The sequence below is a fragment of the Baekduia soli genome (genome assembly GCF_007970665.1).
In the GTDB taxonomy this organism is placed as follows: Bacteria; Actinomycetota; Thermoleophilia; order Solirubrobacterales; family Solirubrobacteraceae; genus Baekduia; species Baekduia soli.
Map to the genome: position 1 here is coordinate 629073 of NZ_CP042430.1, position 19406 is coordinate 648478.

At 74.5% G+C, this 19406-nt stretch carries 21 protein-coding genes; 11 read left to right on the plus strand and 10 right to left on the minus strand.

Going from position 1 to position 19406, the window contains the following annotated elements; translation table 11 throughout:
- Positions 1-6 precede the first annotated feature (6 nt).
- Positions 7-534 carry a hypothetical protein gene (locus tag FSW04_RS02820; protein WP_146916031.1) on the plus strand — a complete coding sequence of 176 codons (528 nt, stop codon included), beginning with the start codon at positions 7-9 and terminating at the stop codon, positions 532-534.
- A 9-nt stretch (positions 535-543) separates the two neighbouring features.
- The gene (locus FSW04_RS02825) at positions 544-1533 is read left to right on the plus strand and encodes a glycosyltransferase (RefSeq protein WP_146916034.1); all 990 of its coding nucleotides are present in this window, start codon (positions 544-546) and stop codon (positions 1531-1533) included.
- A gap of 5 nt (positions 1534-1538) precedes the next feature.
- On the opposite strand, the gene polX is transcribed toward FSW04_RS02825, so the two are convergent.
- Entirely contained in the window at positions 1539-3272 is a 1734-nt protein-coding gene (gene polX / locus FSW04_RS02830; protein ID WP_146916036.1) for a DNA polymerase/3'-5' exonuclease PolX, read from the minus strand.
- A gap of 96 nt (positions 3273-3368) precedes the next feature.
- Between polX and FSW04_RS02835 the strand changes: the two genes are divergently transcribed.
- Both FSW04_RS02835 and FSW04_RS02840 read left to right on the plus strand, forming a co-directional pair.
- On the plus strand, positions 3369-4103 hold the full coding sequence (locus FSW04_RS02835) for a polyprenol monophosphomannose synthase (RefSeq protein WP_146916038.1): 735 nt from the start codon (positions 3369-3371) through the stop codon (positions 4101-4103).
- A gap of 53 nt (positions 4104-4156) precedes the next feature.
- A complete protein-coding gene (locus FSW04_RS02840; protein WP_146916040.1) occupies positions 4157-4849 on the plus strand; it encodes a stage II sporulation protein M in 693 nt (230 codons plus the stop codon).
- Between the two features lie 4 nt (positions 4850-4853).
- On the opposite strand, the gene FSW04_RS02845 is transcribed toward FSW04_RS02840, so the two are convergent.
- Together FSW04_RS02845 and FSW04_RS02850 are read right to left on the minus strand one after the other, a co-directional pair.
- Positions 4854-5549, minus strand: coding sequence for an anti-sigma factor (locus FSW04_RS02845; RefSeq protein ID WP_146916042.1), 696 nt, complete (start codon positions 5547-5549; stop codon positions 4854-4856).
- Positions 5546-6145: an RNA polymerase sigma factor gene (locus tag FSW04_RS02850; RefSeq protein ID WP_187369193.1), complete on the minus strand. Its 600-nt coding sequence runs from the start codon at positions 6143-6145 to the stop codon at positions 5546-5548. The genes FSW04_RS02845 and FSW04_RS02850 overlap by 4 nt, the downstream gene beginning before the upstream one ends.
- A gap of 142 nt (positions 6146-6287) precedes the next feature.
- Between FSW04_RS02850 and FSW04_RS02855 the strand changes: the two genes are divergently transcribed.
- Together FSW04_RS02855 and trxA are read left to right on the plus strand one after the other, a co-directional pair.
- Positions 6288-6800, plus strand: a complete 513-nt coding sequence (locus FSW04_RS02855; protein WP_146916047.1) for a fasciclin domain-containing protein — start codon at positions 6288-6290, stop codon at positions 6798-6800.
- A gap of 135 nt (positions 6801-6935) precedes the next feature.
- Positions 6936-7262: a thioredoxin gene (trxA, locus tag FSW04_RS02860; RefSeq protein WP_146916049.1), complete on the plus strand. Its 327-nt coding sequence runs from the start codon at positions 6936-6938 to the stop codon at positions 7260-7262.
- 147 nt (positions 7263-7409) lie between these two features.
- Here trxA and ileS read toward each other — a convergent pair whose 3' ends face one another.
- The 5 genes from ileS to FSW04_RS02885 all read right to left on the minus strand — a co-directional run bounded on the left by ileS (position 7410) and on the right by FSW04_RS02885 (position 13494).
- On the minus strand, positions 7410-10541 hold the full coding sequence (gene ileS, locus FSW04_RS02865) for an isoleucine--tRNA ligase (protein ID WP_146916051.1): 3132 nt from the start codon (positions 10539-10541) through the stop codon (positions 7410-7412).
- Positions 10542-10587: 46 nt separating this feature from the next.
- Positions 10588-11022, minus strand: coding sequence for a MarR family winged helix-turn-helix transcriptional regulator (locus FSW04_RS02870; protein ID WP_146916054.1), 435 nt, complete (start codon positions 11020-11022; stop codon positions 10588-10590).
- Positions 11023-11072: 50 nt separating this feature from the next.
- Complete coding sequence (locus tag FSW04_RS02875) at positions 11073-11960, minus strand: MerR family transcriptional regulator (protein WP_146916056.1); 888 nt, start codon at positions 11958-11960, stop codon at positions 11073-11075.
- A gap of 108 nt (positions 11961-12068) precedes the next feature.
- Entirely contained in the window at positions 12069-12560 is a 492-nt protein-coding gene (locus FSW04_RS02880) for a hypothetical protein (RefSeq protein WP_146916058.1), read from the minus strand.
- 16 nt (positions 12561-12576) lie between these two features.
- A complete protein-coding gene (locus FSW04_RS02885) occupies positions 12577-13494 on the minus strand; it encodes a MerR family transcriptional regulator (RefSeq protein ID WP_146916060.1) in 918 nt (305 codons plus the stop codon).
- A gap of 282 nt (positions 13495-13776) precedes the next feature.
- On the opposite strand from FSW04_RS02885, the gene FSW04_RS02890 reads away from it, so the two are divergent.
- On the plus strand, positions 13777-15105 hold the full coding sequence (locus tag FSW04_RS02890; RefSeq protein WP_146916062.1) for an HD-GYP domain-containing protein: 1329 nt from the start codon (positions 13777-13779) through the stop codon (positions 15103-15105).
- A 17-nt stretch (positions 15106-15122) separates the two neighbouring features.
- Here FSW04_RS02890 and FSW04_RS02895 read toward each other — a convergent pair whose 3' ends face one another.
- Positions 15123-15371 (minus strand): MerR family transcriptional regulator, encoded by a 249-nt coding sequence (locus FSW04_RS02895; protein ID WP_146916065.1) that lies wholly within the window; start codon positions 15369-15371, stop codon positions 15123-15125.
- A gap of 112 nt (positions 15372-15483) precedes the next feature.
- Here FSW04_RS02895 and FSW04_RS02900 point away from each other — a divergent pair, with 112 nt between their 5' ends.
- Together FSW04_RS02900 and FSW04_RS02905 are read left to right on the plus strand one after the other, a co-directional pair.
- Positions 15484-16269, plus strand: coding sequence for a polyphosphate kinase 2 family protein (locus FSW04_RS02900; protein WP_146916067.1), 786 nt, complete (start codon positions 15484-15486; stop codon positions 16267-16269).
- Positions 16266-16700, plus strand: a complete 435-nt coding sequence (locus FSW04_RS02905) for an acyl-CoA thioesterase (protein WP_187369194.1) — start codon at positions 16266-16268, stop codon at positions 16698-16700. Before FSW04_RS02900 ends, FSW04_RS02905 begins: the two co-directional genes overlap by 4 nt.
- Before the next feature lie 7 nt (positions 16701-16707).
- On the opposite strand, the gene FSW04_RS02910 is transcribed toward FSW04_RS02905, so the two are convergent.
- A complete protein-coding gene (locus tag FSW04_RS02910) occupies positions 16708-18078 on the minus strand; it encodes an MATE family efflux transporter (protein WP_187369195.1) in 1371 nt (456 codons plus the stop codon).
- A 24-nt stretch (positions 18079-18102) separates the two neighbouring features.
- On the opposite strand from FSW04_RS02910, the gene FSW04_RS25585 reads away from it, so the two are divergent.
- Together FSW04_RS25585 and FSW04_RS02915 are read left to right on the plus strand one after the other, a co-directional pair.
- Complete coding sequence (locus FSW04_RS25585) at positions 18103-18564, plus strand: hypothetical protein (protein WP_187369196.1); 462 nt, start codon at positions 18103-18105, stop codon at positions 18562-18564.
- Positions 18561-19400 (plus strand): alpha/beta fold hydrolase, encoded by an 840-nt coding sequence (locus FSW04_RS02915; protein WP_187369197.1) that lies wholly within the window; start codon positions 18561-18563, stop codon positions 19398-19400. The genes FSW04_RS25585 and FSW04_RS02915 overlap by 4 nt, the downstream gene beginning before the upstream one ends.
- The last annotated feature ends 6 nt before the right edge of the window (positions 19401-19406 follow it).

Below are 19406 nucleotides of genomic sequence, written 5' to 3' on the forward strand. Positions count from 1 at the left end.
GCCCGGATGCGCTTCGTCGACTTCCTGCGCGGGACGGTCCTGCTGAGCGCCGGCGCGGCCACGGCGCTGGCGGTGCTCACGCTCGCCGCGGCCACGCGCTCGGGCGACGACCAGGGCGTCTTCTACGCCATGGGCTGGTGGGTGCTCGCGGCGGTCATCGGCACGTTCGTCGGCCGGCGCAACGAGGTCAACCCGCCGATCGCCCGGCTGCTGGCCGACGCCAAGGCGGGCACGATGATGCCCGACATCCGCCCGGGCACGACGATGCTCAACCGGCTGTGGCCGCTGCTGCTGTGCGCGCTCGCCGCCGGCGCGCTGTCGGTCGTCGGCCCGCAGATCCCGGCGATCGCGACCGGGTTCATGATCATCTGGGCGCTGGCCTGGCGCCGGCAGGAGGCCGCGGTCGCCGCCATCGAGGAGCGCGACGGCGTCTCGTTCTTCGTCGAGCGCACGTCGCCGGTGCGCCCGATCCAGCTCAGCCGGCTGCCCGGCTTCCGCCGCGAGCGGCCCACGGTCAACGGCACGGGCGCCTAGCCGGCGACGATGCCCTCCCCCGACGTCCTGCTCGTCGGCCTCGGGTCGACCCACGGGCTACGGGTCGCCGAGGACGAGCTGGCCGGGTCGCTGCACCGCGCCGGCGCCGAGGTCGTGCTGGCCCGCGCGCGCCGCCCGCGCGAGGTCCGGACGTTCGCGCTCACCGACCTGGGCTGGGCGCTGGCGGCCCGCAGGGCGGCCGCCGGCGCACTGGCGCGCGACGACCCGCGCGCCGTGCTCTACCTGACCACGACCGCGGCGCTGCTGTGGCCGCGCCCGGGCGCGATCCGCTTCGACGCCCCCGCCGCCGCCAACCGTCCCGGCCGCCACGGGATCTGGCAGCGCCCGCTCGAGCGCCGCCGCCTGGCCCAGGCCCCGCTGCTCGTCCCGCAGGACCCTGGCGCGCTGGCCGAGGCGGGCGCGCCGCCCACGCCGGCGATCGTCGTGCCGATCCCCGTCGAGCCCTCGGCGCCGGAGGACGGCGCCGGAGCGCCCGAGCGCGACGTCGCCGCGGTGACCTACGCGGCCAACCCCGCCAAGAAGGGCCTGGACCGCGTCCTGGCCGCCTGGGACGTGGCCCGCGCGCCCGGCGAGACGCTCGTCGTGGCCGGCCTGCACGGCGCCGACCGCGACGGCGTCCGGTACGCCGGGACGCTGCCCGGGCCGGCGTTCCGGGCGCTGCTGCGCCGCGCCCGCGTCTACGTCACGGCGCCGCGGCGCGAGGACTATGGGATCGCCCAGCTCGAGGCGCTGGCCGACGGGTGCCGCGTCGTGACCACGCCGGCACCGGGGCCCTACGCGGCGCTGCCGCTGCTGGCGGGCGGCGTGGGGTGGGTGGCCGACGACGCGCTGCTGCCCGGCGCGCTGCGCTCGGCGCTGGACGCCGACGAGCCCGGCTACGCGGCGCGCGCGCTGGCGGCGATCGCGCCGTTCCGCCGTGCGGCCGTGGACCGCGTCGTCGCCGAGCGGCTCCTGCCCGCGCTGCTGGCCGGGCGCTGAGCGCCTCAGCGGGCGGCGCGCTTGCGCAGCGGGGCGAACTGCGCCCAGGGCAGCGTGTTGGCGACGTCGGCCGCCGTGAGCCCCGCGCGCCGGGCGGTGAGCACGCCCCAGCGCGCGATGCCCTGCGTCGACACGCCGTGGGCGTCGGTGTTGATGACGATCCGCACGCCGGCCGCGTGGGCCTGGCGCGCGTGGACGTCGTTGAGGTCGCGGCGGTCGGGCGCCGAGTTGATCTCGAGCATCGTGCCGGTGCGCGCGGCCGCCTCGAAGACGGCCTCCACGTCGACGTCGTAGGGCGCGCGGGCGGCGATCTTGCGCCCGGTGAGGTGACCGATGCAGTCGATCCACGGGTGCTCGGTGGCGGCGACGATCCGCCGGGTCATCTCCGCGCGCGACATCCCGAAGCTCGTGTGGACCGAGCCGACGACCCAGTCGAGCTGGGCGAGCAGGTCGTCGTCGTAGTCCGGCGAGCCGTCGGGCAGGATGTTCGTCTCGGTCCCGATGAGCACCTCGATGCCGTCCGTGCGGTCGTTGAGGTCGTGGACGAGCTCGATCTGGCGCCGGAGCGCGTCGGGGCTGACGTCGTTGCCGAACCCGTGCGTGGCGGAGTGGTCGGTGATCGCCACGTACTGCAGCCCGCGCGCCAGCGCCCCCGCGGCCATCTCCTGCGCGGTGTCGCGCCCGTCGGAGGCCACGGTGTGGCAGTGCAGATCGCCCTTGAGGTCGTCCTGGACGATGAGGTCGGGCACGACGAAGCCCTTGTCGAGCTCGCCGCGGTCCTCGCGCAGCTCGGGCGGGATCCACGGCAGGCCCAGGCGCGCGTAGACCTCCTCCTCGGTGGCGCAGCGCAGCGTGTCGCCCGTGGCGTCGTCGAGGATGCCGTACTCCGAGACGTGCAGCCCGCGCTTGACCGCCCGCTCACGCAGGCGCACGTTGTGCTGGCGCGAGCCCGTGAAGTGCTGCAGCAGGTTGCCGAACTGGTCGGGCGTGACGACCCGCAGGTCGACCGAAGCGCCGCTGTGGGTCCGGGCGCGCGCGGCGTTCTCGCCGGCCGACGAGGCGCTCTCGACGAGGTCGAGGTCCGCGAGGGCGCCGGCCAGCGCGGCCGGGTCGGTCGCCGCCGCGACGAGGTCGAGGTCCTTGACGCTGTCGCTGCCGCGCCGCAGGCCGCCGGCGAGCTCGACGCGGACCGCGGCCGGGTGCGCGCGCAGGCCCTCGGCGATGGCCTCGGCCAGCTCCGTCGCGCGGTGCAGCACCAGGCGCGGGGCGGGGCGCTCGGCGACCCCGGCCTCGAAGGCGGCCAGGACCGAGGCCTCGAACTTGGGCCCGAAGCCCTTGACACCGCGCAGTCGCTGCTGCTCGGCGGCCTCGCGCAGCGCGTCGAGGGAGTCCAGGCCCAGCTCGTCGAACAGCTTGCGCGCGCGCTTGGGGCCGAGGCCGGGCAGGCGCGTCATCTCGATCAGGCCGGCCGGAAACCGGGCGCGCAGCTTCTCGGCCGCCGGGATCGTGCCCGTCTCCAGCAGCGCGCGCAGCTTCTCCTCCAGCGTCTTGCCGATGCCCGGCACGGTGGTGACCCTGCCCTCGCGCGTGAGCGCGCTGACCGAGGTCGGCGCGTCGCGGACCGCCTTGGCCGCGTTGCGGTAGGCCAGAACGCGGTGGATGACGGCGCCGTCGAGCTCGTAGAGGTCGCCGAGCTCGTCGAAGGCGGCGGCGATGACGGCGTTGGACGGGTCGGGCACGGAGGGGACGGCGGACGGTCGGGCGCCGGTCGGGCGCTGCGCACCCTAGGGTACGCGGCCGGCACGCCCGGCCCACGCCCGGCGGCCCCCGCCCCCATGACGTCGTCCGACACCGCCTGGCTGATCCTCCCGACCTACGACGAGGCCGAGAACGTCGAGGCGATCGTGGCCGCGGCGCTCGCCGTCCTGGAGCGCGCCGCCCCCGGGGCGCACCGCATCCTGATCGTCGACGACGACTCGCCGGACGGCACCGGGCGCCTCGCCGACGGCCTCGCGGCCGCCCACGACGCCGTCGAGGTCCTGCACCGGGCCGAGCGCACGGGCCTGGGCCCGGCCTACCTCGCGGGCTTCGCCCACGCGCTGGGCCACGGCGCGGCCTACGTGTTCGAGATGGACGCCGACTTCTCCCACGACCCGGCCGACCTCGAGCGCCTGCTGCGCCGCGTCCGCGACGAGGGCGCCGACGTCGCCCTGGGCTCGCGCTACGTCCGCGGCGGCCGGGTCCGCGACTGGGGGCTCGTGCGCCGGCTGGTCAGCCGCGGCGGCTGCCTCTACGCCCAGGCCGTGCTGGGCCTGCGCGTGCGCGACCTCACCGGCGGCTTCAAGTGCTTCCGCGCCGAGGTGCTGCGGGCGATCGACCTGCCGACGGTGCGCGCCCACGGCTACGCGTTCCAGGTCGAGCTGACCAACCGGGCGCTGCGCGCGGGCTATCGCGTCGACGAGGTGCCGATCACGTTCCGCGACCGCCTCCACGGGCGGTCGAAGATGTCGCCGCGCATCGCCATCGAGGCGATGTGGCTCGTGCCCCAGCTGCGCCGCCCCGGGCGCTGAGCCGCGGCGCCGACGTTCAAGGGCGGTGCCCACGCGGCCGATCCCCTCGGACGATGGCTCCTGAGCTCGTCGTCGTCCAAGGCCTGCGCGACACCCGCGGCACGCTGCGCCGCTGGAACACCCAGCCCGCCCGGGTCCTCGTGCCGTGGTTCGCCGGCGCCGCGGTCGTCTGCGCGGGGCTGCTGGTCGCCGTGCTGGTGGTGGCGATGCTCTCCACGCCGGACGCCACGCCGCTGCTGTTCCCGGGGCTGACGGAGCGCGCGTCGCTGGACGCCGTCGGCGGGATCCTGTTCCGCAACGGCCTGGTCCTGGCGCTGCACGCGATGGCGTGCGTCGCGGGGTTCATCGCCAGCAGCTCGATGCCGCTGGAGGCCGAGCGCTACCGCGGCTGGTGGCGGGCCGTGCACGACCGGGCCGGGACGCTGGCGATCGCGTTCGTCATCGGCGCCACGACGTTCTCGCTGTGCACGCAGGCCTACATCCTGGGCCAGAGCGCCGCGACGCTGGCGGCGCAGGGCCACATGTCGCGGCCCCTGCTCGTCGTCGCGATCCTCCCCCACGCCGTGGCCGAGCTCGTCGGCCTGTTCCTGCCGCTGGCGGCCTGGACGATCGCCAGCCGCCGCGGCGCGTGGAACGAGCTGCTGGCGGCGACGTTCGCCACGCTGGCCTTCTCGATCCCGCTCGTCGTGCTCGCCGCGTTCATCGAGGTCTACGTGTCCTCGCACGTGATCCTCGCGCTGCGCTGACGGGTCAGAGCGTGCGCGGGATCGTCGCGCGCAGCACCGACGTCGCGGAGTGCGCCGGGTTGCCGTCGTCGGGCTCCAGCGACACGTCGACCACGCGATAGCGCCGCACGTCGACGGCGATCGGCATGTGCGCGTCCACGCGCCCGCTGCGCCCGACGTGGAACGTGCCCATGGAGACCATGCGGCCGCGCGCGTCGGCCAGCCACGCCTCGTAGTAGTCGTGGGCGCTGTTGGGCGCCAGCCCGCGGGCCTGCAGCCGGGCGTCGGCGCCGTGGATCGCCAGCCGGGCGGCACCGTGGGCGCCCCCGACGGTGTGCAGCGTCAGCGCCGCCTGCAGCGTGGGGTCCGGACCGGCCGGACCGCCGTCGTCGCCGCCCGCCGCGACGAGCACGGCGGCCGCGACGGCCGCGGCCGCCGCCAGCGCCCCGGCGCCGAGGGCCAGGCGCCGGCGGGTGCGCCGCCGCGGCGCGGCGGGCGGGCGCAGCGTCACGGCCCGGTCGTCGTCCAGCGGAGGCGGCGGGGCCGGGCGCCAGGACTGCAGGTCCAGGTCGCCCAGCGCCTGGGTCGTGCCGCGCAGCCGGTCGACCTCGGCGCGGAACTGCACGTCGGTGGCCAGCAGGCGCGCCGCCTCCTCGCGCTCGGCGCCGTCGAGGAGGTCGAGGGCCACGGCGGCCGGGCGGATCGACCAGCGCGGGCTCATCGCTGCGCCTCGGCGTCCATGAGCGCGCGCAGCCGCTCCAGGCCGCGCACCATCCGCGACTTGATGGTCCCCATCGCCAGCCCGGTGCGCTCGGCGATCTCGCTCTGCGAGAGCTCGCCGTAGAAGCGCAGCTCGAGCAGGCGACGCTCCTCGAGCGGCAGCTGCGCGAGCAGGTGGCTCATCCGCCAGCGGTCGAGCACGAGGTCCTGCGGCGCGTCGAGCCGGCCGTCGGGCAGCTCGTCGGGGGCCAGGGGCTCCGGGCGCCGGCGGCGCAGCTCGTCGATCGCGCGCGAGCGGGCGATGGTCAGGATCCACGTGACGACGGAGGCCCGCGACGGGTCGTACTGCGCGCCGCGGCGCCACACCTCGGTGAGCACCTGCTGGAAGACGTCCTCGGCGGCGGCGCGGTCGCGCAGCGTGTGCTGCAGGTAGCCGAACACGGTCGCTCCATACTGCGCGTGCACCGCCTCCAGCGCGCGGGCGTCACCGGCGCGCAGCTGCGCGGCCAGCCGGCGCTCGGCGCGGGAGGGCCCCGCGCCCCGGCGCGCCTCGGCGGGCGGGGCCCCGTTCAATGGGCGCTCGGCGACGGTGGCCATCTCACACGCTGGATACGGGGGCCGCCGCCGTTCGGTTGCACCCACGGACCCCCCGGCCGAGCCTGGCGCCCCGGCGCTCAACCGCCGCGGGGGCCCGCGTCGTAGCTGCCACAACCTCAACCCCCACCGAGGAGCACCCAGGATGAAGCAGCACCGCATCGCCGCCTCGCTCGCCGCCGTGAGCATCGCCGCCACCCCGTTCGCCGTCGCCGCGGCCAACGCCTCGCCGTCCGCGAGCACCGCGGCGAACAAGACGATCGTCGGCGTGGCCAGCTCCGATCCTCAGTTCTCGACGCTGGTGTCCCTCGTCAAGAAGGCCGGTCTGGCCGGCACCCTGTCCAAGGGCAGCTACACGGTGTTCGCGCCGACGAACGCCGCGTTCGCCAAGGTCCCCAAGGCGACGCTCACCGCGCTGGGCAAGGACAAGGCCAAGCTCAAGGCCGTCCTCCTCTACCACGTGGTCAGGGGCAGGGTGCCGGCCACCAAGGTCGTCAAGCTCAAGAGCGCCAAGACGCTCAACGGCGCCTCGGTCAAGATCTCCGTCAAGGGCAAGAGCGTCTACCTCAACGGCTCGACGAAGGTCGTCAAGACCGACGTCAAGGCCTCCAACGGCATCATCCACGTCATCAACCGCGTGCTGCTGCCGCCCGCCTGACCCGGCGCGCGGCATCCCCGCACGCGAGTCGCGGGGGTCCGGGAGGGTAGGCTCGGGCGTAACGCTCGAGCCCCCGCCCGGGACCTGCACTTCACTTTGTATAGTGCAGGATCTACCCCTTCGAAGGAGACCGACATGGCCGGCACCCTCGCCGACGTCACCGACACCAACTTCCAGGCCGAGGTCCTCGAGGCCGATCAGCCTGTGCTCGTCGACTTCTGGGCCCCCTGGTGCGGGCCCTGCCGTGTGGTCGGACCGGTCCTCGAGGAGATCGCCGCCGAGCGCTCGGACCTGAAGATCGTCAAGCTCAACGTCGACGAGAACCAGCAGACGGCGGCGACGTTCGAGGTCCTGAGCATCCCGACGCTCATCCTCTTCAAGCACGGCCAGGTCGCCAAAAAGGTCATCGGCGCCTACCCCAAGCGCAAGCTCGAGGCCGAGCTCGAGCCCGCCCTGGCCTAGCCCCTCTGGCCTAGCCCCCTCCGGCCGGTCGCCCTCCGGCGGCCGGCCCACCTCGATGCGCGCCGCCGGATCGGCCCGGCCGGCGTCGAACCGCAGGCCCTCCTCCTCAAGCGCCGGGCGCACCCGCTCCGGGTCGTCCAGCGCGGGCTACGCGCTGCGGCTGACCGCGATCGAGAGCGGGCGCCCGTCGACGGTGGCCGCCGCGCCGTCGCCGTCGCCGTCGTAGCGCACCGACAGCGCCAGGACCTCGCCCGCCACGAGCGCCTCGTGCTCGCGCGCGGCCTCGAGCAGCTCGCCGTCGCCGCCGAGCACCAGCGCGATGCGGTCGCTGACCTCCAGGCCGGCCTCCTTGCGCGCGTTCTGCACAGCGCGGACGACCTCGCGCGCCCAGCCCTCGCGGCGCAGCGCGTCGTCCATCGCGAGGTCCAGCGCCACGGCGTGGCCGCCCTCGCGCTCGACCTGGAAGCCCTCCAGCGGCTGCAGCCCGACGAGCAGGTCGCCATCGGCCAGCTCGTGGTCGTGGCCGTCGACGTTGACCCCGACCGTGCGGCCCTCACGCAGCGTGACGGCGACGTGGTCGGCGTCGAGCGCCTCGATCGCCGCGGCGACCTGGGGCATCGCCTTGCCGAACCGCGGGCCCAGCGCGCGGTAGTTGGGCTTGAGGTCGTAGTTGCCCAGCTCGTCGGCCTCGTCGACGAAGCGCAGCGCCTTGACGTTGAGCTCCTCGCGCACGACGTCGGCCATCGCCTCCAGCGCCTCGCGCTCGCGTCCGGCGGCCACGACGACGGCCTCGCGCAGCGGGCGGCGCAGGCCGACCTTCGCGCCCGCCCGCGCCCGCAGCCCCAGCGCCACGGCCTCGCGCGCCGTGGCCATGGAGACCTCGAGCGCGAGGTCGCGCGGCGACGGCTCCGGCCAGTCGGTCAGGTGCACCGACCCGGCGGACCCGTCGAGGTTGTCGTAGATCTCGTCGGCCACGAACGGCGTGAACGGCGCCAGGAGCTGGGCGACGGTGACCAGGCAGTGGCGCAGCGTCGCGAACGCCCGCGGGTCGCCCTCCCAGAAGCGCCGCCGCGAGCGGCGGACGTACCAGTTGGAGAGATCGTCGACGAACCCGGCGATCTCGCGCGCCGCGACGGTCGCGTCGAACGCGTCCATCCGCTCGCCGACGACCTCGACCGTGCCGCCCAGCCGCGACAGGATCCAGCGGTCCAGCGCGGTCGGAGGCGTCTCGGGCTCGCCGACCGTCTCCCCGCCCGCCGCGTTCTCGTACAACACGAGGAACCCGTACGTGTTCCACAGGGTGTTGAGGAACAGGCGCACGCCCTCGCCGATCGTCTCCAGCGAGAAGCGGTAGCCGTCCCACGGCTGCTTGGAGGAGAAGAAGTACCAGCGCAGCGCGTCGGCGCCGAACTCGTCGAGCACGGCGAACGGATCGACGACGTTGCCCTTGGACTTCGACATCTTCTGGCCGTCCTCGTCGAGGATCAGCCCGAGGCAGACGACGTCCTTGTAGGGCGACTCGTCGTAGAGCAGCACCGACACGGCCAGCAGCGAGTAGAACCACCCGCGGGTCTGGTCCAGCGCCTCGCAGACGAAGTCGGCCGGCCACGAGCGCTCGAACTGGTCCTGGTTCTCGAAGGGCGCGTGCCACTGGGCGAACTGCATCGCCCCGGAGTCGAACCAGACGTCGATGACCTCGGGGACGCGCTGCATCCGCGCCGCGCACTGCGGGCACGGGAACGAGATGTCGTCGACGTAGGGCCGGTGCGGGTCGTCGACCTTCGTGCCCGACAGCTCCTCGAGCTCGGCGAAGGACCCGATGCAGTGGATGTGGGACGGGTCGTTCTCGCAGCGCCAGATGGGCAGCGGCGTGCCCCAGTAGCGCTCGCGCGACAGCGCCCAGTCGACGTTGTTCTCCAGCCAGCGGCCGAAGCGGCCGGTCTTGACGTGCTCGGGATGCCAGGTGACCTGGTCGTTGGCGGCCAGGAGGCGGTCGCGCAGCCTGGAGGTCGCGATGTACCAGGACGGCTTGGCGTAGTACAGCAGCGGCGTGCCGCACCGCCAGCAGTGCGGGTAGCTGTGCTCGTAGTCCTGGGCCTTGAGCAGCCGGCCGCGGCGGCGCAGGTCCTCGACGAGGTCGGCGTCGGCGTCCTTGACGAAGCGTCCCTCGTAGCCCTTGATGCGCTCGTCGTAGGTGCCGTCCAGGCGCACGGGGTTGACGACGGTCAGGCCGTAGCGGGCGCCGAGCCGGTAGTCGTCCTCGCCGAAGGCGATCGCGGTGTGCACGAGGCCCGTGCCGTCCTCGGCGGTGACGAAGTCGCCGAGGAGGACGGTGTGGCCGCGCTCGCCGTACTCGGCGCCCTTGATGTAGGGGAACGGGGGCTCGTAGCGCACGCCGTCCATCGCGGCTCCCGGGAAGCGCGCGAGGATCTGCACCTCGACGTCGGGATGGGTGGGCGCCAATACCCGATCGACGAGCGCCTCGGCGAGCACGACGGGCGCCTCCAGCGCGCCGGTCTTGGCCCGCACGTAGGTCAGCTCGGGGTCCACGGCGACCGCCGCGTTGGACACCAGCGTCCAGGGCGTCGTCGTCCACACCAGCAGCTCGTCGCCGGCCTGCAGCGGGCCGCCGTCCTGGACGACGGCGAAGCGCACGTAGACCGAGGGGTCGACGACGTCCTTGTAGCCCAGCGCGAGCTCGTGGCTCGACAGCGCCGTGCCGCAGCGCGGGCAGTAGGGCACCACCTTGTGGCCCTCGTAGAGCAGGTCCTTGTCGAAGATGCGCCGCAGCGACCACCAGACCGACTCGACGTAGTCGGTGTCCAGCGTGCGGTAGGCGTGCTCGAGGTCGACCCAGAAGCCGATGCGCTCCGTGAGGCGGTTCCAGTCCTCGAGGTACTCGAAGACCGACTCGCGGCACTTCGCGTTGAACTCCGCGATGCCGTAGGCCTCGATCTCGTGCTTGTTGTTGAGGCCGAGCTGCTGCTCGACGTTGATCTCGACCGGGAGCCCGTGGCAGTCCCAGCCGCCCTTGCGCTGCACGAGGTGGCCGCGCATCGTCTTGTAGCGCGGGTAGATGTCCTTGAACGCGCGGGCCAGAACGTGGTGGACGCCGGGCCTGCCGTTGGCGGTCGGCGGCCCCTCCCAGAACACCCACGGGGGCGCCGCGGCGCGGTTGCGCAGCGACTCGGCGAAGACGTCGCGCTCGCGCCAGCGCTCGAGCACCTGCTCCTCGAGCGCGGGGAAGGACTGGTTCGGGTCGACCGGGCGGCGGGACATCTGGCCGCAGGATATTGCGCGGGGCCGGGCGCCCCCCGGGCCCCCGCTACGCCGCCAGCTTGCGGCAGATCTCGGCGAGGATGCGCTTCTCGGCCTCGTCGAGGACCGAGAACGCGTCCTGCACTCGCCGGGTGTGCTCGGGGAACAGCCGGTCGATGAGCTCGCGGCCCTTGACGGTCAGCCGCACGGACGCGGCGCGCCGGTCGTGGGCCAGGCGGAAGCGCTGGACCATGCCGCGCGTCTCGAGGGTCGTCACGACCTCGGTGGCGTTGGCCTTCGAGGTGCGCAGGCGGGCGCGCAGCGTGCGCAGCTCGAGCTCGCCGCCCGCGGTCGACAGGACCACGAGCACCGAGAAGCCCGAGGCCGACAGGCCCTCTCGCTCCAGGTCGGCGGAGAGCCGCCGACGCACGCTGGTCTCGGCACGCAGGAGGGAGTCCAGCGCCCGATGGGCCAGAGGGTCGCCGAGCTGGGGAAGCGTCATCGCGCGGGCATCATGCCCTGCCGCTCGGACGGTGTCGCGCGGCGCCGCGCTCAGAGGTTGATGGCCGTCGACGGGCCGCGCCCGAAGCGCCCGGCGACCACGCGGCCCTCGACGCGCGCGAGGATCGCCTCGCGCGCCGCCAGGGCGCCGTCGGGGAGCCGCTCGACGGTGCTGCTGCCCGCGTGCGGGATCGCGCCGCGGAAGTCCAGGATGGCCACCGACTCGCCCGCCACGCGGCGGGCGCTGAAGACGAGGCGGCCGAGCGCGTCGAGCGATGCGCGGCGGCCCGTGAGCACCACGGCGCGCGGATCCAGCGCGCTGATGGCGTGCGTGAGGCGCGACGGGTCGCAGTCGGCGCTGAGGGTCAGCGTGCGCAGGCCGCCGCGGCGCAGCACGAGCTCGAGCGCCTGCGTGTGCAGCGCCTCGACGTCGGGCGGCCGGCTGGCGTCGAAGACCAGGACGCCCTCGGGACGCGACGCGGGCGGCGACACGCGCTGGGTGGCGGCCAGCCAGCCCGTCGTGAAGCGCCAGGCGAAGCCGAACTCCGGCGTGGCGGCGGCGCCCTCCTCGCCCGACAGGGCCTCGACGGACGGCAGCAGCACCTCCTCGATCGTCCGCTCGACGGAGCGCACGGTCAGGCTCTCCTCGATGAGGCGGTTCGCGCCGTCCTCGTCGAAGCGGCCGAACGCGGAGCGCAGCCGCGCGGGCGAGGCGGGGCCCAGGCCACGCTCGCGGGCCACGGAGATGGCCGAGGAGATGTTCTGGGTCTCCTCGAACGCGGCGCGCAGCGCCTCGATCTCGGCCAGGTCGAACTGCCGGTGGCCGCCGGCGGTCCGTGTGGGCTCCGGGTAGCCGAACCGGCGCTCCCACGAGCGCAGGGTGTTCGGGCTCACCCCCAGCATCGCGGCGGCGGCGTTGGTGCGGATCGATCCGGCCATGGTCAGGGAGTCATCGCAGTTCGGAAGACCTCTCACAACCTCCGCAAAGCGCGGTGCATGGTGCACGACGCCCTGCAGCGGGAGGAGACGCCCGCCGGCCGGCGACGCTCAGACGGTGTCGAGCACGATCAGGGCGCCGGTCGGCGAACCGCAGGACCCGACGCGCGCGGCGTAGCGCACGCCGTACTCGCCTGCGGGGCGCAGCACGATGCTCTGGACCGGCGCGTGGCCTCCTGCGGTCGCGACGATGCTCTGCGCCAGCGCGTCGGCCGAGGCGGCCTCCGCGTCGGCGGGCTCGAGGAAGTCGGTGATCGGGCGGTGCACGGCCGTCGGCTCGACGAGGCCGAGCAGGTTCTCGGCGCCGCGCGACAGGCCGCACAGCTTGAGCCGGCGGTCGACGATGAGGAACGACCCGCCCGGGTCGGGGGCGAGGTCCTGCGAGGCCTCGATGACGACCCCCAGGCCGCAGAGCGCGCAGACGCGCGAGCGGGCGGCCATCGGGGTCGGGGGCGGCTCGCCGCAGTGCCCGCAGAACTGGACGAGCGGGGCAGGCGCGACGGGGTCGGGGACCAGGCGAAGCGTCGGGCGCGCGAAGCTCACGGGCATCTCCTCGGCCTCAAGCGGTCAGCCGGCCTCTCCCCGGCGGAACGGCGACGTCGTCGTCGAGGTCGAGGTCGAGAGGCTCGTTCAGGGACAGATCGCGCGCGCCGCCCTCGATGAAGTCCGAGAGCTGGCTGGAGGCCAGGGTCGGCGAGGCCGGCAGGTGGCGCGCCCCGGTGGTGCGCGTGCGCTCGTCGCGCCCGCGACGGCGGAACAGCAGGATCGGCAGGGCGCCGGCGCCGGCCCGGACGCGGTAGGCCCAGCGGGCCACGGCGTCGTCGGCCTCGTCGCCGCCCGCGATGACGACGACGCGCGGCGCGTAGCTCGTCAGCACGTCGCCCAGGCCGGCCAGGCCGGTCACGGGCAGGGTCAGCGCCCGGACGCCGGAGCGCGTGATGCACAGCTCCAACGCGCGGAGCGCCAGCGCGTCGGGGTCCAGGGCGTCGCGCGTGGCGTCGCCCAGCAGGACCGTCGGGCGGCGGGTCGCCGGCGGCGACAGGCGCTGGGCGCGCTGCAGCCACTCGCTGGCCCACCGGGCCGCCAGCGCCCAGGGGGCGGAGTCGGTCCCGTGGCGGTCGGCGATCTCCTCCAGCGAGGGGATCAGCACCTCCTCGACGGAGCGCTCGACGGAGCGCAGCGCCAGGGCGCCCTCCATCGCGGCGTCGGCCCGCTCGAGCTCGTAGGCCGCGAGGGCCCCGACGAGCACGTGCGTGTCGGCCGACACAGACTCACGCGCGCGGGAGATCGCCGACGAGATCGACAGCCCCTCCTGCAGCGCGTCGCGCAGCGCGGCGATCTCGCCGTGGGTGTAGAGCCGGTGCTTGCCCGGCGAACGCTGTGGCTTGGGGTAGCCGAACCGGCGCTCCCACGCTCGGAGCGTGTTCGGGCTGACGTTCAGGACGGCAGCCGCTTCAGAGGTCTTCAGCGTGCGCAAGGCCGTTGAACGGGATCACGGAGCACAGGATCTGTCCCGCCTACGGAGCAAACTGCATCGGTTTTGCGCAGCTTTCTGTGCAGAGCCACGGAGCAAGCTTACGCTCAGGCCTAGTCGTTCGTCCAGCATGACCGCCGGGAGGCACAACATGCAGTCCCTGAAGCTCCGCGCTTTGCCATACGCCGCTGCCCTCACCGCCATCGCGTCGATGGCCGGGTACTTCGCCGGCCGCTAGGGACCCGCGCGTGGAGAATCGGCGGGACGCCGTGTAGCGTCCCTGCCGTGACTGGGCAGGACCCCGCCCAGCGACCGCGGCTCGTCGCCACGATCGCGGCCAGTGCGCTGGCCCTCAGCGCGGCGGTGGCCGTCGCGGATCCCGGGTCGCTGGCCGATCCCCTGTGGATCGTCCTGCTGGGCTGCGCGATCGCGTCGCGCTTCGTCACCACCGACGTCTCGTCCCGGATGATCGTGTCCGGGATGTTCCTCTCGGGCGCCCTGGCCGCCGGCCTCGTCGGGCCCGCCGCCGCGTTCGTCATCCCCGTGGCGACCGAGCTCGCCGGGTGGACCGTCGACCGCTACCGGCGGTCGGTCCTGCCGCTCAACCTCGCCAGCTCGGCGCTGCCGACGGTGGCCGTCGCGGCCGCCCTGCAGGCGCTGGACCTCGACCACGACCGCGTGGGGTTCTTCCTGGCCGTGGCGCTGGGGAGCTTCGTCATCCTGGCGGGCAACTTCCTCATGATGAGCGCGGAGATGGCGCTGCTGGACGGCCACCGGCTCGCCCCCGCGCTGCGCCCGCCGCTCGAGCTCCTGGGGACCGCCGCCGTCAACATCGCCCTCGTGACCGCGGCCGCGGCCGTCTACGAGCAGACGGGCTACGCGGTGCTCGTGTTCGTGCTCGTCGCCGTCGTGGCCTTCGGGTACATGGCGCGCCTGGTCATGCTGGCCCGCGACCGCGCCCGCGAGTACGCGAACCTCTCATGGGGCGTGCTGAGCGGCCTCATCCGCACGCTCGACGCGCGCGACCAGCGCGCCGCCCGCCACTGCGCCGCCGTCGCGCGCTTCGCCCGCGACATCGCCGCCCACGTCGGCATGTCCGAGCGCGACCAGGAGCTGGCCCACACCGCCGGGCTGCTGCACGACATCGGCCGGTTCGCCCTGAGCGACCGCGTCATGGAGCGCGGCGTCGTGCTGACCGAGGACGACTGGGTGGCGATCCGCCGCCATCCCGAGCTCGGCGCCGACCTCCTGCGCGACATCGGCGTCTACGGACCGCTGTCGGAGATCATCGTGGCCCACCACGAGCGCCCCGACGGCAAGGGCTACCCCCGCCGGCTGACGGGCGGCGAGATCCCGGATATCGCGAAGATCATCGCGGTCGCCGAGGTCTACGACACGCTCACCGCGCCCGACACCTACCGGACGCGCCTGAGCTCGTTCGAGGCGCTGACGGAGCTGCGCCGCGTCTCGGGGACGCAGCTCGAGGAGCGCTACGTCGAGGCCCTGGCCGAGCTGCTGGCCGGGCAGGGCACCGAGTACCGCCACGCCGACGCCGCCGACTACGACGAGGAGCTGGCGATCGAGCGGCGGATGAACCAGGCCGCAGGGGGCTGAGTGGCCCCCGGCCCGCGCTACTGCGGGCCGTCGCCCTCGAGCGCGTCGCTGCGGACGAAGCGGCCGGTGGCCGTCGGCTCCTCGAGGGAGTGCACGAACTCGTCGAGCTCCTGGACCGGGAACCGTCGCTGACCGCCCGGCGTCCGGTACCCGCGGAGGTAGCCCATGTCGGACCACCGGCGCACCGTGGACAACGAGACGCCGAGATGGCGCGCCGCCTCGGAGGTGGTGAGGCCGAGGCGGCTGGTGTGGGTGGACCGTGGCATGTTCCGGAGTCTTAAGGGGTGGGGGGGCGATTCGGGGCGCGTCGCGTGCCTTTGCGCAGGTTTCGACCCCCGGCACGATGGTTCCTGCCCCATCTGAGAGCATCCTTGCCCGATGGGTCGCCTCGACGAGCTCGATCTCACCCGCCGGCTGAAGCGGTCCGAGCAGGACGAGCGCCTCGCCGCCGGAGGCCGCCGGTTGGCCCAGCTGCGCCTGGCGCTCGGCGGCAGGCTCGACGGCAGCGGGCGCCTCGGGCCCGGCCTGGCGGTCGTCATGGAGGGCTGGGACGCCTCGGGCAAGGGCGGTGCGATCAAACGCATCGTGGCGCCGATCGACAACCGCCACGTCCGCATCGCCTCCTACGCGGCGCCCACCGACGACGAGCTGCGCCACCACTACCTCCTGCGCTTCGCCTCCGCGGTCCCCGGCCTCGGGGGCTTCACGATCTTCGACCGCTCCTGGTACGGCCGCGTGCTCGTCGAGCGCGTCGAGGGCCTGGCCTCCGAGGACCGCTGGCGCCGCGCCTACGACGAGATCGCCGGCGCCGAGCGCTCCCTGGCCGCCGAGGGCACGATCATCGTCAAGTTCTGGATGCACATCTCCGCCGAGGAGCAGCTGCGCCGCTTCCAGCGCCGCGAGCGCGACCCGCTCAAGGCCTGGAAGATCACCGAGGAGGACTGGCGCAACCGCGAGAAGCGGCCCGAGTACGTCGAGGCGGTCGAGGAGATGCTCGTGCGCACCGACCTGCACGAGGCGCCGTGGATCCTGGTCGAGGCCGAGTCCAAGCGCTACGCGCGGGTCAGGGTGCTCGAGTCGCTCATCGACCAGATCGAGCGCGGATGCGCCGCCCGGGGCTTCGCGCTCCCCGACCCCATCGACGCCAAGGAGAGCACGGTATGAGCTACGTCCACAGCGAGCGGGTGCGCTTCGGCGACCTCGACGCCAACCGCCACCTCAACAACGTGGTCTTCCTGCGCTACTTCGAGACCGCGCGGATCGCCTACCTCCGCGAGCTCGTCCCCGGCCACGACCCGTCCAACCCCCAGACCGACGAGTACGGCGTCATCTTCGCCGAGTGCCACATCAACTACCGCTCGCCCGTCCGCTTCGACGAGCAGGTCGACGTGGGCTGCTCCATCGGCACCGTGCGCCGATCCTCGTTCCGCGTGCAGTTCGAGATGCGCGTGGACGGCCGCCTGGTCGCCGAGGGCTACGGCGTGCTCGTCGGCTTCGACTACACCAGCGACAGCGCCCGGCAGCTGCCGCAGGAGCTCCACGACCGACTCCTGCAGGAGTCCGGCGAGGGCGAGCAGGCGGCCGCCGGCGCCTGAGGCGCCGTCAGGCCGCCGCGCCGAGCACGAGCCAGCGGCGCCCGCGGAAGCGCACGCCGATCGTCAGCAGGCGCGCGGCCATCAGGGCGTTCATGCCCCACCACACGCCGATCACGCCCCAGTGCAGATGCAGCGCCAGCAACGCTATCGGGATGAACACCAACAAGGACGAGGCGGCCATCGCCCACGCCAGGTAGCGGGTGTCGCCGGCGCCGAGCAGGATCCCGTCCAGCGCGAACACGAGCGCTCCGACGGGCTGCATGAGCGCGAACAGCGGCCAGAGCTCGCGAGCCCGCGCGAGCACGTCGGGGTCGTCGGTGAAGGCGCGCGGCAGGATCGAGCGGGTCGCCAACAGCGCGAGGCCCATGACCGCGCCCGCGGCCAGCGACCACCCGCACATCCGGCGCGCCGCCGCCATCGCGCCCTCGGCGTCGCCGGCGCCGAGCATCCGGCCCACGAGGACCTGGCCGGCGATCGCGATCGCGTCGAGGACCAGCGCGAGGAAGATGAAGGTCTGAAACGCGATCTGGTGCGCGCCCAGGCTGTCGGCGCCGATCCGCGCCAGGACCGCGCCGGCGACGATGAACGACAACAGCAGCGAGCCCGTGCGCACGAGGATGTGGGAGCCCATGCGCGCCAGGCGGGCCAGCAGCGCGGCCCGCGGGGCGAAGGACCCGTGGGCGCGCACGGCGCGGCGCAGCAGCAGCCAGGTGAACGCCGCGCCCATGGCCGCCTGGGCGATCACGGTGCCCAGCGCCGAGCCGTCCAGCCCCTCGTGCACCCCGTAGACGAGCACGAGCTCGAGCGCGATGTTCAGGACGTTGGCCGCCAGGACGACGATGAGCGGCGTGCGCAGGTCGCCGATCCCGCGCAGGTAGCCCTGGGCCGCGAGCGCGATGAGCGCGAACGGGATGCCCATCGCGCTGAGGCGCACGTAGCGCGCGGCGAGCGCCGCGACATGGCCGTGCCCGCCGACCACGCTCATGATCGGTCCGGCCAGCGCGGCGCAGGCGATCCCCAGGACGAGGCCGAGGCCGATCGCGAGCCACAGGGCCTGAGCCGCGATCTCGCCGGCGCGCGCGTGCTCGCCGGCGCCGTGCAGGCGGGCGACCTGCGCCGTGGTCCCGTAGGTGAGGAAGTTGCACAGCGACACGACGCTGCCGAGCACGCCGGCGGCCAGCGCGAGGGCCGCGAGCTGCGGCGTGCCGAGGTGGCCGACGATCGCGGTGTCGGCCAGCAGGTACAGCGGCTCGGCCGCCAGCGCGCCGAGCGCGGGGAGGGCGAGCACGACGATCTGGCGGTCGTAGGGCGAGGACCGGACGGCGGCCCAGCGGTCGCGGGCGCGGCGCAGCGCGGTGGCAGCGTGGTCGGCCGGCACGCCGCCCACAATACGATGGGGCCGATGAGGTGCCGCGCCGCGCTCGGTCTCGCCCTCGCGCTCGCCCTCACGGCGTGCGGGAGCAGTGAGCCGCGCATGCCGTCGACGTGCACGGACACCGACCAGGCCGGCTACCAGCGGGCGCTGGGCGCGGTGCCGGGCGCCGTGCGGCTGCCGGGCGGCACCCCGATCTCGCAGTGCGCCTGGCGGGTGCGCAGCGACGCCGAGCTGCAGACGCTCGGCACGCTCGTGCACGTCGTCGCCGAGGACCTCGCCCAGCGCGTGCGCGCCACGTCGGACCCGGGGGCCGCCCGGCAGCTGGGCTACCTCAGCGGCGCGGTGGCCGCGGGCGCCGTGCACTCCAACGGCATCGCGGCCGAGCTGGCGCGGCGCGTCGCGGTGGCGGCCGAGTCGGTGCGCGACGTGTCGCCTGCGGTCGGCCGGGCGCTCACGCAGGGCCAGGACGCGGGGCAGGCCCGGGGGTGAGGCTGCGCCTGTGGCACACGGCCGCCGGCGCACGCATCGCCTACCGCGAGGTGGGCACCGGCCCCCCGCTGATCCTCGTCCACTCCGCCGGGCTGAGCCACCGCGAGTTCGAGCCCGCCGTCGAGGGGCTGGCCCACCGCTTCCGGCTCATCCTCCCCGACCTGCCCGCCCATGGCGACTCGGAGGACCGCCCGCGCCACCCGTACACCTTCGACTGGCTGGCCGAGGTGCTCGGCGCGTTCTGCACGGAGGTCGGCGGCCGGCGGCCGCTGGTCGGCGGCCACGGCCTCGGCGCCGACGTCCTCATCCGCGCGATCGAGCTCGACCTGCTCGCGCCCGGCCGGCTCGTGCTCATGCCCTGCCGGCTGCACCGCCCGCCCGAGCACGCCCGGGTGCACAGCGCGTGGATGGGCGCCGCACGCGCGGCGGGGGTCCCGGGCCTGGACCGGGTGGCCGGCCACGCCGCGCGGATCGCGTTCCGCCCCGAGCGCGGCTTGGCGCTCTCGGCGCGCCGCGTGCCGGAGGCCGCCGACCTCGTGCGCCACGCGATGGCCGACATCGGCGGCAACGCGAACCTCGCGCGCTCGTGGGCGCGGCTGGCCCGCGAGCTGCCGCGCGAGCCGCGCCGCGAGGTCCTCGACCTGCTCCCCCGGCTCGAGCTTCCGGTGCTGCTGCTGTGGGCCGACGAGGACCGCCACCATCCGCTGCGCGGGGCCGAGGAGGCGATGGACCTGCTGCCCGACGCGATCCTGCGCGTGCTGCCCGGCACGGGCTACCTCATCGCCTACGACGACCCCGTCGGCGTGGCCCGCGAGCTCATCGCGTTCTGCGGCTGAGCCCGT

Excerpts from the sequence above, each read along its gene's own strand:
- FSW04_RS02820 (WP_146916031.1), top strand. The coding sequence starts at position 7 with ATGCGCTTCGTCGACTTCCTGCGCGGGACGGTCCTGCTGAGCGCCGGC.
- FSW04_RS02825 (WP_146916034.1), top strand. The coding sequence starts at position 544 with ATGCCCTCCCCCGACGTCCTGCTCGTCGGCCTCGGGTCGACCCACGGG.
- FSW04_RS02835 (WP_146916038.1), top strand. The coding sequence starts at position 3,369 with ATGACGTCGTCCGACACCGCCTGGCTGATCCTCCCGACCTACGACGAG.
- FSW04_RS02840 (WP_146916040.1), top strand. The coding sequence starts at position 4,157 with ATGGCTCCTGAGCTCGTCGTCGTCCAAGGCCTGCGCGACACCCGCGGC.
- FSW04_RS02845 (WP_146916042.1), bottom strand. The coding sequence starts at position 5,549 with ATGAGCCCGCGCTGGTCGATCCGCCCGGCCGCCGTGGCCCTCGACCTC.
- FSW04_RS02850 (WP_187369193.1), bottom strand. The coding sequence starts at position 6,145 with ATGGCCACCGTCGCCGAGCGCCCATTGAACGGGGCCCCGCCCGCCGAG.
- FSW04_RS02855 (WP_146916047.1), top strand. The coding sequence starts at position 6,288 with ATGAAGCAGCACCGCATCGCCGCCTCGCTCGCCGCCGTGAGCATCGCC.
- trxA (WP_146916049.1), top strand. The coding sequence starts at position 6,936 with ATGGCCGGCACCCTCGCCGACGTCACCGACACCAACTTCCAGGCCGAG.
- ileS (WP_146916051.1), bottom strand. The coding sequence starts at position 10,541 with ATGTCCCGCCGCCCGGTCGACCCGAACCAGTCCTTCCCCGCGCTCGAG.
- FSW04_RS02870 (WP_146916054.1), bottom strand. The coding sequence starts at position 11,022 with ATGACGCTTCCCCAGCTCGGCGACCCTCTGGCCCATCGGGCGCTGGAC.
- FSW04_RS02875 (WP_146916056.1), bottom strand. The coding sequence starts at position 11,960 with ATGGCCGGATCGATCCGCACCAACGCCGCCGCCGCGATGCTGGGGGTG.
- FSW04_RS02895 (WP_146916065.1), bottom strand. The coding sequence starts at position 15,371 with ATGCCACGGTCCACCCACACCAGCCGCCTCGGCCTCACCACCTCCGAG.
- FSW04_RS02900 (WP_146916067.1), top strand. The coding sequence starts at position 15,484 with ATGGGTCGCCTCGACGAGCTCGATCTCACCCGCCGGCTGAAGCGGTCC.
- FSW04_RS02905 (WP_187369194.1), top strand. The coding sequence starts at position 16,266 with ATGAGCTACGTCCACAGCGAGCGGGTGCGCTTCGGCGACCTCGACGCC.
- FSW04_RS25585 (WP_187369196.1), top strand. The coding sequence starts at position 18,103 with ATGAGGTGCCGCGCCGCGCTCGGTCTCGCCCTCGCGCTCGCCCTCACG.